This is a genomic window from Rhodococcus sp. BUPNP1 (assembly GCF_002215235.1).
In the GTDB taxonomy this organism is placed as follows: Bacteria; Actinomycetota; Actinomycetes; order Mycobacteriales; family Mycobacteriaceae; genus Rhodococcus.
Genome location: NZ_NERM01000049.1, coordinates 1 through 15,191 on the forward strand (window position 1 = coordinate 1; position 15,191 = coordinate 15,191).

Annotated in this window: 8 protein-coding genes; 5 read left to right on the plus strand and 3 right to left on the minus strand. The window is 62.5% G+C overall.

The genetic code is table 11. The annotated features are described in order from the left end of the window. Window positions 1-625 precede the first annotated feature (625 nt). The gene (locus B9C99_RS24590) at window positions 626-964 is read right to left on the minus strand and encodes an Lsr2 family protein (protein ID WP_088899677.1); all 339 of its coding nucleotides are present in this window, start codon (window positions 962-964) and stop codon (window positions 626-628) included. 6,316 nt (window positions 965-7,280) lie between these two features. Here B9C99_RS24590 and B9C99_RS24605 point away from each other — a divergent pair. From B9C99_RS24605 to B9C99_RS24620, 4 genes are read left to right on the plus strand one after another with little or no spacing between them, the layout of a single operon-like run. Next, entirely contained in the window at window positions 7,281-7,991 is a 711-nt protein-coding gene (locus B9C99_RS24605) for a ParA family protein (RefSeq protein ID WP_088899678.1), read from the plus strand. Beyond that, a complete protein-coding gene (locus B9C99_RS24610) occupies window positions 7,991-8,899 on the plus strand; it encodes a peptide transporter (protein ID WP_088899679.1) in 909 nt (302 codons plus the stop codon). The genes B9C99_RS24605 and B9C99_RS24610 overlap by 1 nt, the downstream gene beginning before the upstream one ends. Window positions 8,900-8,956: 57 nt before the next feature. Then, window positions 8,957-10,771, plus strand: a complete 1,815-nt coding sequence (locus tag B9C99_RS24615; protein WP_088899680.1) for a hypothetical protein — start codon at window positions 8,957-8,959, stop codon at window positions 10,769-10,771. After that, window positions 10,772-11,566 carry a hypothetical protein gene (locus B9C99_RS24620; RefSeq protein ID WP_085470921.1) on the plus strand — a complete coding sequence of 265 codons (795 nt, stop codon included), beginning with the start codon at window positions 10,772-10,774 and terminating at the stop codon, window positions 11,564-11,566. A gap of 385 nt (window positions 11,567-11,951) precedes the next feature. On the opposite strand, the gene B9C99_RS24625 is transcribed toward B9C99_RS24620, so the two are convergent. Beyond that, window positions 11,952-12,830 (minus strand): helix-turn-helix transcriptional regulator, encoded by an 879-nt coding sequence (locus B9C99_RS24625; protein WP_263510503.1) that lies wholly within the window; start codon window positions 12,828-12,830, stop codon window positions 11,952-11,954. A 34-nt stretch (window positions 12,831-12,864) separates the two neighbouring features. Further along, window positions 12,865-13,635, minus strand: a complete 771-nt coding sequence (locus B9C99_RS24630) for an SDR family oxidoreductase (protein ID WP_085470923.1) — start codon at window positions 13,633-13,635, stop codon at window positions 12,865-12,867. 160 nt (window positions 13,636-13,795) lie between these two features. On the opposite strand from B9C99_RS24630, the gene B9C99_RS24635 reads away from it, so the two are divergent. After that, window positions 13,796-15,067 carry a benzoate/H(+) symporter BenE family transporter gene (locus B9C99_RS24635; RefSeq protein ID WP_088899682.1) on the plus strand — a complete coding sequence of 424 codons (1,272 nt, stop codon included), beginning with the start codon at window positions 13,796-13,798 and terminating at the stop codon, window positions 15,065-15,067. Window positions 15,068-15,191 lie beyond the last annotated feature (124 nt).

Consider the following 15,191-nt stretch of genomic DNA (forward strand, 5'->3'; position numbering starts at 1 on the left):
AATTTCGGCCCAATCTTCCACGGACAACATCCCTTCGTCCCTCCTGACTCGACTTCAGCCAGGATCGGTGGTCAGGGGGTCAAAATTGAGATGCCATACCGTGGTCAGTTTTCACGTGCCGTCGACATTTGACGACAGCGCACCGGTTGGGTTCGATGTAGCGCTGCACCGCCCGTATCAGAGCGGTATTCGAGATAGAACGCACCCGGCGAGAGACGACCGTGTGGTTGCGTATCGCACATCACCCGAGGGCCTACGCTCTGCCATGTGCCCCAAGACGCCGGGACAGTAGCTACCGAAACAGTTGAATGGATAGCGACGACATCGGTCAGCATCGACGGACGTCGATACTTTCGACGCGAGCACCTCACCGCGCCCTTCTTATCCCTGACATTCTGTCCGCGACAAAGATACAAAAGTGCCCTGCCGATCGGATACGGCAGGGCACTCGAGCAGGGTCGTCTGGTTATCGCCATCCGAAGGCGGCCACGCATTCTGCCCTATTTCCTCATTGTCGATCGCACTGACTCGGCCTCCCTAGATTTGGCCCATCGCAAGTGCTCCAACCACGGTGGACGAAGACGGGGCGAAGCGGTGAGTCGAAGCTTCTGCAGTGAGCTAGTTGTCAGTGAGCAGCGACGTACTCGTCGACGAGGGATTGAGGCAGACGTCCTCGCGCGGGAACCTCGAAACCTTCTTCAATTGCCCACTCTCGAATCTCCTTGGAGCTCGGAGAATTCGGATCGGATGACCGAGCCGTTCCGGCTCGCTTCTTGCGGCCTCCGACGCGGGTCGCATGCTCGACGTAGTAGTCGATCTTCTTCCGGAAGTCGCGAGCGTTCTTCTTGTTCAGGTCGATGGTGTACTCCACCCCATCGACAGCGAAACTGATGGTTTCTCCGTCATCGTCCAACGCAGTTCCATCGATGTCGTCGAAAGTCTCAACGATTGTTCTACGCGCCACAGGTTGATCTCCTCTTCGAATGCATCCGGCCGGAGTCTAAGTAGCCTCTTGTCACCAAAGCCAAACCAACTCCGCAACCCACATCATTGACATGGACAACTCTACTCAGAAATTATCGCACGACTGCGACGATCCAGCGCCTCAGAACTTATGGCCGACAAGCCCCATAGAGGTCCGTAATCCCTTGCCTATCGCGGTTCGTCACCGTATGCGACATCAGACGACCGGGGCCTATCCGTTCATGCAGCCCGTCACACGCCCCCCTCGGCCCGTTACAGCACCGTGGTCCGCAAAATTGTGAGTAGACCCGTGACCACACAAAACAGCGGCAGTGGTCCGGATCGCACCAATCGCGTACTCCGCGCCCCTCAGGTCCATACCCTGTGCCCGAGGTGCCATATGGGCGATCGCATCGACCCACAATTCCTACAGCCACGTTCGCCGCTCGGGGAACCCCATGAGTCAGCAAGCACGACACCAGACTTCGAAACAATGGTAAGTCTCGTAAACCCTCTGGCGTCGCATCGGCCACGAAGCCGTTCGACGCGGCACCACCGCAGTAACCATCGCGGCCGACGGAAACGAATCCGCAATTCGGTTCGCGCAGCGGCCCATCGGTGTCGTTCGTACCACCGCCAGAGGGAGCAATCCGTAGCAACCAACAAGCTTCGACGTCGTTTCACGTCCCCACGACAGGATTTCAACGACCGAAGCGTAGGGATTCTGAACACAAACGTTCTCACTTGACCCGACCGCCGGAAATACGACCTCATGAGCCGATCACGGTTCGAGCCGGACTCCCCGTCAATTAGCTCGGCACCGGCCGCGACCTCATGCCTGGACCAATACAGTGAAGAAACTGTCAACAGTAGGTGCGCCCTACGAAAGCTAGCCATCTCGCATCACGATCGCGCACGACTACTGACGCCACACTCCGCAAAGGACCGCAGACACCGCAGCGAAGGCCCAATAGAACCCGCACCCTTGCCCCCGACAGTAGCGACGGGTTGATCGAACCCTTCCTCATCACTACGCGACAAGAACTCTCTACCGCTCGTCATTTCAGCAAGACCAACCTTGGGACGGGTCCCGCACCGCGAAGACCCAATCGCGGACCGCGGACTGCACCCATCCGCAGCTGCGTGCACCAGGCCACTCCCCCACTCGAGTCGACATCGACCCACTCGAAGCTGACTCCGCCCCAGTCGCGTGCTCATCCAGCCAGGTTCCCTGAGTTCAAGCTGCCGTACGACGAACATCAACTCTCCTGCACGCATGAGGCACCTCCGGGCGACCCTGTCGGCGACGCACGACCCACCAGTACACCCGACTCGCAGGCGCCCTGAATCGCCCCGAGATCCGTATCAGCTCTCCCACGCGACACCAGTGACTCGAGATCGCCCATGGCGATGGTGCGCGCAGCGCAGGCGTCACGCCGGACCCTGTCCCTACTCCGAACGGATCAGGCACGCTCCATCCGCCACCGCCCAGCGACTCATCGAAGCCAACGCATTACCCCCGGACTTCTCGACGCATTTTCACCCGAGCACGGCGTGCAGAGACCTACTCCCTCGGAGAGTCCAAGGAGCCCGTCTCTGCTGGCATCCACCGCGCGGAGGGACGTGTTCTCTTCACTACGTGCTCGCCGGCGACTTCGTCTACGGCCACACCTGCACATGCTCCGCCCTGGTTCATCCACGCCGCCCCCTGGGCGATTCGAGGACGTCGAGAGCGGTCCAATCGCGCGATTCGACCGTCTCAATGCCAGCCAGTAACGTGCGCCGCCCGCGGCTCCTACGACCTGCGCGGTGCCCGCCCTCGATGCACACCGCGCCGGATGTCGCTGCAAGATGGCTCATGGCACGCCGGGGACGGTAGACACCGACCTTCACTCCCTTCTCCCCTGATTTCACCGGTCTCCACGAAATCGGGGGCGTGAGGACACGATTCGTAATTACGGTCCGTCAATGCTTCTGCCCGACTCTCGCACACCATCGACCCGTGAAAATAAAATTCGAGCCGGTGCGCGACATGAGAGGGATCATGTGATGAAATTACTGTCAGAAATATAAACCGACCGGAGGAGATCGAACCGCACCCATCGCACACAACTACATGACGCTTGGACAGCACATGACAAAGCCCCCTTGCGGGGGCTCGTCATTCGGTCGAACTTTGCCGAGATCGACCGGAACTCCGAACACCTAACGGCGTTAGTTTTCACCCTCACCGTCAGGTGTCCTTTTGGGGCCGAAGTTGCCGCTTCGTCTCCATTTTGTGCTTTCACCAGGGATTTCCTTGCCGAAATCCCCGATTCCCCGAAGGGACTTACCGTGCCTGGTACGTCTCAGGGTACCCCATGCCCTGAACAGCAAACAACCTTTTCGACGACCTCCGATGAGCAGATCACACGCCCGGAGGCAGAAAACTTTGCTTCTTCCCTCTCCGATTTCGGCAATATCCAATATTCCGACGCCGTATTCCGAGCGAAAGCAAATATCGAACGCGTCGAGAAAATGAATGAGGAAAGCGACCAGCGCGGCCGCACATGGTCAATTCCCGTCTCGTCCCAAATGCAGTCCAAAACCCCCATTTGGTCCGGACGCGCACAATGGCAACGACAGGTCCGCGAAATTCTCAACCGAGAAGAGGGCAAAAACCTGTGTCGGAACCATCACACCGACCCCGAACGGGTCTTTGCGGTCGCGGTGAGCATGGCATCGTTCGCGGACCTTCGGACAGGCCGGCGCGTTACAGCGTCCCGCGAGGTACTCGCAGAACGGGCAGGGGTCTCCGTCACTGTCCTCAAGCGTGCTCGGCGAGTCCTGGCCGAACTCGGACTGGCCCGCGAAATGGTCCGAGGACGCTTTCTACGTACACTCGAACAGTGGGCAGCTGAAGCGCATCACGGACGTAAACAGGTCAAGGCCACCAGTGTCTGGGCTCTAGTCTCCCCCAAGGTAGTCGTCCGTCGGGGCCCGCATGATCGCACGACCCCGGCCCCGCCCCCCGCGCGGCGTTACACCAAGGCAGCCCCGACTCTCGGGGAGCCTCATCGTCCGCTTTATCCACAGGACGCCAGCCATGGCCCCCAATCTGTTGCTCTATCTTTTGGTACTTGTACTTCTGTTAAGAAGTACAAGACAACGCGCGCGAGCGCGCGCCGGCTCGATAACTCACACAAACAACCCCGAGAACCGCGTCCAATCGGCCTCCAGAAGGCCGCTGCGAGCTTAATTTTGCACACTCCATGTCTCGACACTGGAGAACATGTCGGAGCCGTCTGCGACGCTCTCAGGGACCATTACGTCGATCCTGAGCGATGGACTGGCCGCGATATCGCACTTGTGCTTACCGAAGACACCCGCCGACGTGGATGGATCTGGCCTACCCGGGACTCGCTGAAGCATCCCATCCGATACCTTCGATGGAGACTTGCTGCTATCGACTGGTCACTCCCCTCCCCCACCGAACGCGCCGAGGCCGCGAAACGACACCGCGACGCCGAACGCCACGCAGCTGCCTCTGCTCTGGCGGAACGAGCCGAGAAGGCCGCATCGGAAGGAGTTCGGGTTAACGCCATGGCGCGGATCCGCAAGCTGCTTCAGGACAAACGTTCCAAGTAAAGCTATCCGGGAACGTACGAGCTGACGACAGCATGAGAACTACCATCGGCAGATCCATCGAGACGACCGGAATGTACGCTTCGAACGTGTGTCGGCGCAGTGATTGGCCCACCGCCTTGGTTTACCGCGGTAAACCAACAGATTCTGCATATGCTGCGGAGTGGACAACTTCCGAATCGTGGCCCTGGGTCCAAGCCCGACCTACGGTTTACCACGGTAAACCACCTGTACTCCCCCACCTATTGACCCCAATCGGTTCGTTGGGGCCGCGCTACGGTGATCGCGATCACCTTCGCATCCTCCTGGTATCTCTGGAGAGCCGGAGAGTAACAGACGAATTCGAGTACGCGGTTCGGGCGAGGCACAGCGATTACAGCATCCCTGAGATTTACCGCGGTAAACACAAACTCGAAGGACAAAATTGTGTCGCTCTCGCCGTCCGACAGCCGGCGCAACCTCAACTCCCTTTCGGCGGTTTACCGCGGTAAACACAGGTCGTGAACGGGCCGTCGCGCAGCTCGTTGACAACCTGCGACAACCGTATGCGATCTTTGCTGCCTTCGGCCCGCCGAACTCCGTGCCTCGACTCTCCCTTCGCGACACAGGTTCCTGGTTTACCGCGGTAAAAAAGGAACCTGTGTCTTAATTGGGGCTCCTACGAACTGCGGCCGGTTTACCGCGGTAAACCACGAAATCTGTACCGGCTGACCGGGTGGCGACGCGCGACCTTCCTTAGCGATGGTATGGCCTGGTTTACCGCGGTAAACCGGCGAGTCAAGAAGGTAACGCGGTCGAGTCGTACGCACCGCGGAGGGCGAAACATATTGATGGCTCCACCGCATCCTGCAGTCGGTAAGAAGCAGAGGACCTTCCATCGATCAGGCAGATATGCAGCGAGGAGGTTCGCGTCTTGGTGATCGACGGTGATGGGTACATGAGAACTCCATTCGGCGGTTTACCGCGGTAAACCGCCGAATGGTTAAAAGCCGCAGTTGCGCGCACCCCAGCAATGAAGCAGCGGCCAGGTAGTCCAGCGCCTATGCGGTTTACCGCGGTAAACCGCGGTTCGGCGGTCTGCTATTGAGCCTCTGCTGGCATGAACAACGAGAACCGCTCTGTTAGGCAATGGGTTAGAACGTGAGCAGAGGGCGACGTAGGGGTGATCAGCTGGGTGTCGTGGTTTACCGCGGTAAACCACGCCAACGAATAGGAGGGGCTACCCAGAAGAGATGCGCGAAGCAGATCGAGGCAAGGGTGGAGCCTCCAGTGCTGCTGATAGGGACGCCGTCGCATCAGGTTTCCTACAGCTTGTTCCGTTCAGATGGCGGGAGGCAAGAGATTGGTTTACCGCGGTAAACCAGCGCGGATCATAGCCACTCACGTCCGCGACGAACCTCGGCGCCACACATCGGCAGGGGAACGAGCAGGATAGAGCGAGTGGGGAAGCGACCATCCGCGCACGAGAAGAAGAGGCGCGGTTTACCGCGGTAAACCTTCCTCGGCATTCGTCTCTCAAATGATGGAATCAGTAGAGGTAGGCAGCTCCGACTTGAAGGGGTGAGCTACGAAAGATAGCGATGGCGCGTTTACCGCGGTAAACGCGCTCTCCCGCAAGCCCCTCGCTATCGACAGACCTGTGCTGATTCAGCGATCCGCACCAGCACCCCGAGGATGGTCATTTGCTAGGAGTCCAGACGGGGGAGAGAGGGACCAGTGCATACTCCGAGCGTTGCACCCCATGGGGTTGGTGTCGATGACCCCACCTGCCTGCAACGGTTGGAGAGACCGAGAAGCGCCGCACATGCGAGATCGCTCAAGCACTGGCTGAGTCAACACCTGTGCGGCCGCGCTGTATGGGAACGTCCGGTCTGACGTCTACGAGAGGTGAGTCATGGGGGAGCGGGGCCATTCCGGACTGCATTCGTCGAAGGGAGACGCGTCCTTCCCAAAATCTGCGGTAGTTTACCGCGGTAAACCACCGCTCTAGAACATGGCATGGAGGAAGTCGAAGACGCGTGCGACAAAAGGCTCCAGCGCAGGGAGGTCCGGAATTACGGTCAAACTCTGACTGTTTCGTGCAGGGCATCAGTACGCCGGCTCAGGAAGAATCGTGAGCCCTTGGTAAGCACGGCGGAGGCAACCCAATCGTCACAGTGACGAAATTGCCGCAAGGTAGGGACACCCTCAAAACGGCAGGCATCCGCACCGCGTTCACCTCGTGCACGTCCCCTTCATGGCGACGTCGGCGACACGCCGAAGCGATCAGAGTTTTTGCGTTCCAGAAGCCAGGCGGATTCGGGTCGGGAGAGTGCCCTTGTGCACCCGTCGACCTCGACCCGGCCGCGTTTCCATCCACGCGTCGACAGTCTCAGGGAGCCAACCGAACCGGGGCCCGATCGACGCATCAGCTTGCGGCAGAACACCTTTCCGTAGATAGCCTTTGGCGGTGTTGTAGGTGATGCCGACACGGTCGGCAACCTCGTGCAAAGTCAGGTAGCGAAGCACATCTGCGATGATACGGCGAAAGCTTGTTCCGTAGACCCGTAAGGGTCTATTGTACGAGTTGCGCGCCTCATAGAACTGCATCGAAACCGTTACAGTGGTACAGGCGCAATCGTCATCTCCGCCAAGAGATGACGACGCGAGTCCGAAGTAGCCCCACCGTGGGGTGAAGCATACGGAGGTAACCTATGGCTGTTCATGTCATGCTCAACCAAAAAGGTGGCGTCGGAAAATCCACCCTCACCATGAACCTCGCCGCCGTCAAAGCGGATGTTCTCACCGCAGGCGACGATGACGATGTCCAGTCCCCGGTCGCAGCAATCTCGGTCGACCCCCAGGGTTCCGCAGTCTGGTGGGCTTCGCGCGTCGAAGAACTGCCGTTTCTGATCGACCAGGTCCACGACAACCTCGACGTGCTCCGTAATCTCGACAAGCTGCCCGGCATCAAGCACGTCTACGTCGACACCCCGGGCTGGATCGACCTGTCCGGTGCTGATGACGGTACCGATGTGCTCGGCACCGGCAGCTCCGCCGACGCCCTGCGAGCGGTGCTCGAGGTCGCCGATCTGGTCATCGTCCCGATCGAACCCGAACCGCTGTGCTTCGATCCCACCGCGCGCACCATCAAGCAGGTCATCGAACCGCTCGGTAAGAATTTCATTGTCGTGGTGAACAATTGGGATCCCCGGGACGGCAAGGTCGATCTCGAGCAGACCCGCGAATTCGTCCAGGCCAACGGCTGGCCGCTGGCGCGAACAGTGGTGCGGCACTACAAGGTCCACACCCGCGCTGCCGCCGAAGGCCGGGTCGTCACCGAGTACGAAGCCAACCGCGTCTCCCTGCAGGCACGGGAGGACTTCTACAAGCTCAGCCTCGAGCTCGCGGACGGTGGTCGCTGATGCCGCCCAAGGGCGGGCGCGCGAACTTCGCCTCTCTTGTCGGAGCAGTAGGCGACAACTCTCCGGTAGACCGCAAGCGCACCCCCACACCCACAAAGACGAAGATCGAGCCGCTCGAAGGTCAACTGCTCGCCGATGTTCCAGTCGACCAGCTCATCGCCAACCCGCGCAACCCGCGCGACGAACTCGGTGACCTGTCGGATCTGGCGACCATCGCCGACCGGCAGCTGCAACCCGGAACCGTTGTCAGCCGCACCGCCTGGCTGAAACTGTGGCCCGAAGACGAAGACGACATCGGCGCAGCGCAGTACATCGTCGTCAACGGCAACCGCCGGCTCGCCGCCGCCCAGAAGTACGGACGTCCCGGACTCGACGTGGTGCTGCGCGACAGCATCGCCGTCGACAAAGGCGAAATCCTCTGGGCTGCAACGAGTGAAAACATCGACCGCCGTGACTTCGACGTCCTCGAAGAAGCCAAGGCAGTCGAGCTGATGGTCTCGGAGTTCGGTAGCGCAGACGCCGCGGCGAAGAAGCTCGGCCGCTCCAAGGGCTGGGTGTCGCAGCGTCGCGCCCTGCTCAAACTCGCGCCTGAACTTCAAGCAGCCCTGCGCGCAGGCGATCTCGCTGTCCGGCAAGCCCGCTCTCTGGCCCGGGTTCCGCTCGAGGAACAGGTCGCGGCATGGGAAGCAGCCCAGAACCCCGATCCGGCACCCGAAGCCGACGCAGAGGCTCCGGAACCCGACGCGCCGCAGCCGAAAGAACCTGCCAGCAAGCTCGAACCGGTGGACAAGGTTGCCCAGGCGCTCAAACGACTCGGCGCGGACCCGGACGTGCTCGCCGCGGCAGTGCGTAAGCACTTCACCGACGACGAGCGCCGCAAACTCATCGATGCACTCGAGCTCCGGTAGGCACAACTCGGAGACGGGACCGGTGGCAGATCGTAGAAGGGCTGCAGTGGTGAGCCGATGAGCGGAATCGACGACCAGATCGCCCTTTTCGATCTCGACCCTGAACCCGAAGAGCCGTCAACCGAACCACCTGCATCCGAACAGCCGGCGTCCGACACACCCGATACGCCACCGGAAGACCTATCGTCGGCCGACGCTGACCCAGCACCGTCCGACACGGTCGATGCTGCCGGAACCGATCAGGAAGAGGACCTCCCGGTCGAGCCTCGGCCATGGGAGTCCCTACCTGTCACCGAGGACGCCGACGGTCACGCCATCATCGTCACCGCCGAGGCCACCTACACACCCTCAGGCGTTCGGCTGACCGGACCGGTCGACTCGATCGAGAAGCTCGACAAGCTGCTGCACTGGGCAGCGCTGACCCCGCACGGACTCACCGCACAGGTGTGGTTCGTCGGGATCGATTCCTGCGCCCAGCTCGGGTGGATCATCGACCCCGGCAGCGAAGACGACGTCGACGACCTCGAACAACTGCGTCAACGCGCCGCCACGGAACTGACCCACACCATCGCGGCAACCTTGCCACCTTTGATCGCTGCAGGCTGGGAACTACGCGGCGACCCCGGCTACGTCGTCCACCTGATCCGCAAGGTCGGCAAGGCCACCCAGATGGTCGACCTCGTCCTCGAACCCTACGTATGGACCTACTGGAACAAGGACTTCGGCTGGGGCAACCGCATCGGAGACATGGGCATCCTCGGCAATCCCGCCGCCGGCACCTACCTCCCGGACGACGACCTTCCCGCCGCCCGCGAACTCGGCCGCCGCCTGGCCTGGTCCGTCAAACACCTCGACACCCTGCCCGGACCAACCCCCGCCCGCACCGGCGCTGCGGTCCTGGACAAGATCCGCCGCGAACGCCTCCGCACAGGCAAAGGCATCGTCGTCACCGCCGGCGGACCGATCCCACCGATCGACGGCGCCCCACGCGGGGACTTCGAGCCGGCCGCCGGCTGGTCCCGCATCCCCGATGCCGACGATCTCGAGGGCGCCACCGCCCTGGTCACCATCGACCAGCGCGCCGCGTATCTGGCCTCGGCGGGCATGCTGTCGTTCGGCTACGGCCGGGTCCGCAACCTGCTCGGTGTCGATGCCGCGGCCGCCGCGACCAGCGACAAGCCACTCTTCGGGATCTGGCGCGTGACCCTACCTGCCGCTGGGCAGTACGCGCTGCCGGAGAAACTACCCCTTCCGCACCCGGCGATGCTCGACGAGCAACCCGTACAGACCTGGATCACCACCGTCAGCCTCGACGGATTGTGCGCTCCCATCGCCGACGGGGGAATGGGCCTCGACGTCGATGACCTCGACATCACCGAAGCCTGGGTCTACGAGGAACAAGGTCGCGCCCTCGACAAGTGGGCCAAAGTGCTGCGCGAGGCGCGCGCCGTCGCAGCAGAGAGCGGTGACGCGGCGATGAAGCGCTTCCTCGGAGCCTGTTACAAGGGCTACGTCGGCCGGATGGTCAACCCCGACATGTGGACCGCTACCCGCATGCAACACCACCATCAGCCGCTGTGGCGAGCGGCGATCATGGCGCACTGCCGCTGGCGTGGCCGCCGCGTCGCGATGCGCATCGCCCGCGAGACCGGACGCTGGCCGATCCGCACCATGACCGATTCCTGGGTGTACCTGGTGGGGGAGGGGCAGACCCTCGCCGACGACAGCGATGCGTTGGGCAAGATGGTCCTCGAGAAGCATGTCGAGCTCACCGACGAAATGCTGTTGGCGTTCGCGGAGGCCGAGACCACCCATGAGGTGCGTTTGGCGATTGCCGCTGCCCACGGCGCCGATCACGATGAGGAGCAGTAGATGGCATTGCATCTACCGAAACCTCGATCGAAAGCCGTGCCGCAGAAAACTGTCGGCCTCGACGGCATGAAGGTTACTGTCGCGGCTGCGGCGGCTGCAGGTGTCGCCAAGGCGCAAGAAACCAGCCGGGGCCTGGCCGGGTTGACCTCGCGAGTCTCGGTCAAACAGATCCGCACCGAGATCGGCAACGACGGGCTCAGACAGGCCGCCATCGACGCCGGCCGTACCCCACCATCGGACCGCACGCTGCGCCGTTGGGCGCAGCAAGGACGCATTCCTCATGGCGAGGTCGCCGAGCTGGCTCAGCGTCGCGCCGCCGTTGCACGCCTCGGGGGAGTGAACGAGGTAGCGAGGAAGATCGGCCGCAGCCCCTCCTCGGTGCGCAAATACATCTCCGGTAAGACCAATGAGCTCCGCAACGACGCGCGGTCGAAGCTCAAGGACGTCAAGGCCAAGGACGTCATGGACAAGGCCGGTGTTCTCAACCCCGACGGCACCCCGAAGATCGCCACCATCCGCGTTACCGGCCGCGTGCACGTACGCAACGGCGACGAGGCAGGTTACGACTACCGGACCCGCACACTGGACTTCGGCAACTCCGATATTCCCTTCAGCGCCGCAGAATCCCAAGCGTTGGCGGCAGCACTGGCCAATGACGACCAAGCACGAGTCGTCGCCATCCTCGAACGCCACGCCACCATCGACTACCCCGAGAACAAGGGATTCGACGTCTACAACGACCAGTTCGGCTTCCACTTCGACGCCATCGACAAGATCGACGTCACCTGGCATTGACACCGACTCACGCCGATGACGGGTGAACGCAGGCGTAGCACCTGAAACCGGATGTTCACCGGACTCCACCCAGCCACCCGGGAACCTATCTCGAGCACCCCGACCCGCAGTCCCGACCCAGGCGTCACCATCGACGGAGCAGGCACCGTGTCGGCCACCGCGACGAGCATGCACGTCCCGCCGCACCAGCACTCGAGTCCACCGGAACTGCTCGACGTCGCCGAATTACTCGACCGCTTCCGGCCCCGGCGGCCGAACAACAAGCCACAGGTCCGTGCACACATGCGGCCGACTACCGCCGCGTCCGCCCGACTCGTCCTTCAGTCATCACAAGGGGGCGTAGCGCTCGCATCGCGCCCTCCCCATGCTTCGGTCGAACGATCCGTCAGTGCCCGGACGCCGATTCCGCTGGCGCGGAGCGGATCCGATCAGCGAGCACCCGAAGTTTGGACTCCGATTCCGACCCGGGATCGGTGCTGTAGACGAACAAGGTCTGATCCGCTTCCCCGGTCACTTCGAGTGCCTCGTAGAACACGTCGATACGACCGACCAAGGGATGGTCCAGCCGCTTGATGCCATCGCGCCGCTCCACCACCCGATGATCGGCCCACCACCGGCGGAACTGTTCACTGCGCACAGACAGATCACCGACGAGTTGCGCGAGCAGAGGGTCGTCAGGGTGACGGCCGGCATCGAGACGCAGCGTCCCGACCATCGACGACACGACCTTCTCCCAATCGACGTAACGCTGCCGCGCTTCCTCGTCGAGAAGCGCCCACCGAAGCAAGTTGCGATCACGCGCCGGTTTCGCGGGAAAATCCGTGAGCAGGAGCGCGGCCAATTTGTTCATCGCCAGCACATCCGTACGCCGCCCACGGATGAACGCCGGATGCTCGGTGAAGGTATCGAGCAGCCGGTGCAGCGACGGCCGCACCCGCTGCACCGAGGCGGTCGGGAGCCGCCGCTGTGGTGCCGCAATAGCACGAGCGAGGTCGAGCAGATGCCTAGTGGCCAAATCGTCCAATTGCAGTGCTTCGGCCAGGGCGTACAACACCGTCTCGGAGGGACGTTTGTGCCGACCCTGCTCGAGGCGGGTGTAGTAGTCACAGCTGACTCCGGCCAGGGCCGCGACCTCTTCTCGCCGCAACCCCGGGACACGTCGACGCGTCCCACTCTCAGGCGGCGCCACCAGAGCACGTCTGACCTTGAGAAATTCACCGAGTTCGAGACCAGCATTCAATCGCGCGACCCTTCCGTTCACCACACCCCCATGATGCGCGCACCGAACGGCCCCGACCTCATGTGGTGCGGTGCAACTTGTGGATCGCGGCCTGCGCAAGCGGCTTGACCACGAGCCGGTCGATGTTCACATGGTGCGGCCGCTCAAGCGTCCACGCGATGCACTCGGCGACATCGTCACCGGTCAGCGGATCAGGCACCCCCGCATAGACCGCGTCCGCGGCGGCCTGGTCACCACCGAGCCGACGCAGCGAGAATTCCTCGGTATGCACAAGGCCAGGTGAGATCTCGACGACCCGGATCGGCTCCCCGTTCAACTCCAACCGCAAGGTCTCGGCGACCACCCGCTCGGCGCTCTTGGCTGCACAGTAACCACCGCCACCGGCATAGGCAGTCTCGGCGGCCAGGGAGGACACGACGACGATGGTGCCGCGACCGGACTCCCGCAGCGCCGGGATCAACGCCTTGGTCAGGCGCACCGTACCGAGCACGTTCACCTCGTACATCCATGCCCACTTGTCCAGATCGGCAGTATCGATCGACTCCGTGCCCCGCGCCCCGCCGGCATTGTTGACCAGGGCATGAACCGGACCGGCAGCGGCCACGATCCGCGCCACATCGTGATCGGAGGTGATGTCCGCGGCCAGCACATCGCACCCGATCTCCGCGGCCAGAGCGTCGAGGCGGTCCTGGCGCCGGGCCACCGCCAGCACGGACCAGCCGCAGCGGACCAGATGCCGTGCGGTGTCCGCACCGATACCGCTACTCGCGCCGGTGACCACAGCGCGTCGGCGATCGGACGAGGGAACGAGGTTCGTGGAATGCGTCATGCGTCCATCTGAGCAACATGTCGGCTCGAGAAGAGTCGTCAGCGGTGCCCAGTTGATCCTGGGTATGCCATACCCAGGATCAACTGGGCACCGCCCGCGGCTCGCAAACGGGGGAAATGCTGGTGAACTGGATGGACCCATCCGCAGATCCGGAGCGAGCATGTCTGTCACCACCGATCCGTCACCGACCACCATCCGTGCGCGCAGCTTCCTATTCGAGCGTCCTGGCATCCGTCCTGCAGGGGTGCGCGATGTCCTACGCGACGTGGGCGCACAGTACGCCGCCAACGGAGTGGTCGGGTTGGTCTTCTCCGCGTCCGGGCCGATTGCCGTGACGTTGGCCGTCGGTGCAGCCGCAGGCCTGACCGACGCTCAGCTCGCTTCGTGGGTGTTCGCAATTTTCCTCTCCGCTGGTCTTGCGACCGTGGTGATGTCGCTGGTGTACCGTCAGCCGCTCGGTTTCGCGTGGTCGATTCCCGGCACCGTGCTGCTGGGACCGTCACTGCAGCATCTGTCGTTTCCCGAAGTGGTCGGCGCGTTCTTCACCGCAGGACTCGTGATCTTGGGATTGGGGATGAGCGGGGTGGTGCGCCGAGCGATGGCAGCTATCCCGATGCCGATCGTGATGGCGATGGTCGCCGCAGTGTTCCTGCGTTTCGGCACCGACATCGTCACCGCCACCCGGGACAACACAATCGTGGCCGTTCCGATGGTGCTCGCCTTCCTCGTCCTGTCCGCTGTCCCGTTGCTGGGCAGGTTTCTCCCGCCGGTCCTGGGTGCCCTCGGCGTCGGCGTGGTCGCTGTCGTGGCCAGCGGCCAGTTCACGCTCGAGCCCGGTGGCGGTCCGTTTTTCGCCACACCGACATTCACGGTCCCCGAATTCACCTGGGCAGCTCAACTGGAACTGGTAGTGCCGCTGGCGATCACCGTGTTGATCGTCCAGAACGGTCAGGGGATCGCTGTGCTCAACGCGGCAGGCCACCGCCCACCGGTCAACGTCTTTGCTATGAGTTCCGGAATCTTCTCGGTGCTCAACGCGGGGTTCGGCGCAGTATCGGCATGCGTGACGGGTCCGACCAATGCGCTGCTGACGTCCTCGGGTGAAAAGCACCGGCAGTACACCGGTGCCCTCGTTTACGGCGTGCTCTCCCTGGTATGCGCGCTTGTTGCCCCGACCCTGGTTCGACTCATGCTGGCAACCCCGGAGGCGTTCGTCCTGGCGCTGGGCGGCATCGCGATGCTCAAAGCGCTTCAACAGGCCTTCGTGACGGCCTTCGCCACCACCTTCACCTTCGGCTCGCTGGTCACCTTCGTGGTGACGATCGCAGACTTGAACCTGTTCAATATTCACGCCGCGTTCTGGGGCATCCTGATCGGTTACCTCGTTTCGAGGGTGCTCGAACGCGGCCAGTACGCGGACCAGCGGCGTTAGGCCGTGTTTCAAAAGGTGGCTGATCGCAGCCACTGATTGATCGCGGCGATACGCACGGTGGCGGTGTAGCGGACCGCAAGCTTGTCGTATCGCGTTGCCACAGCACGGTTCTGCTTGAGCAGGT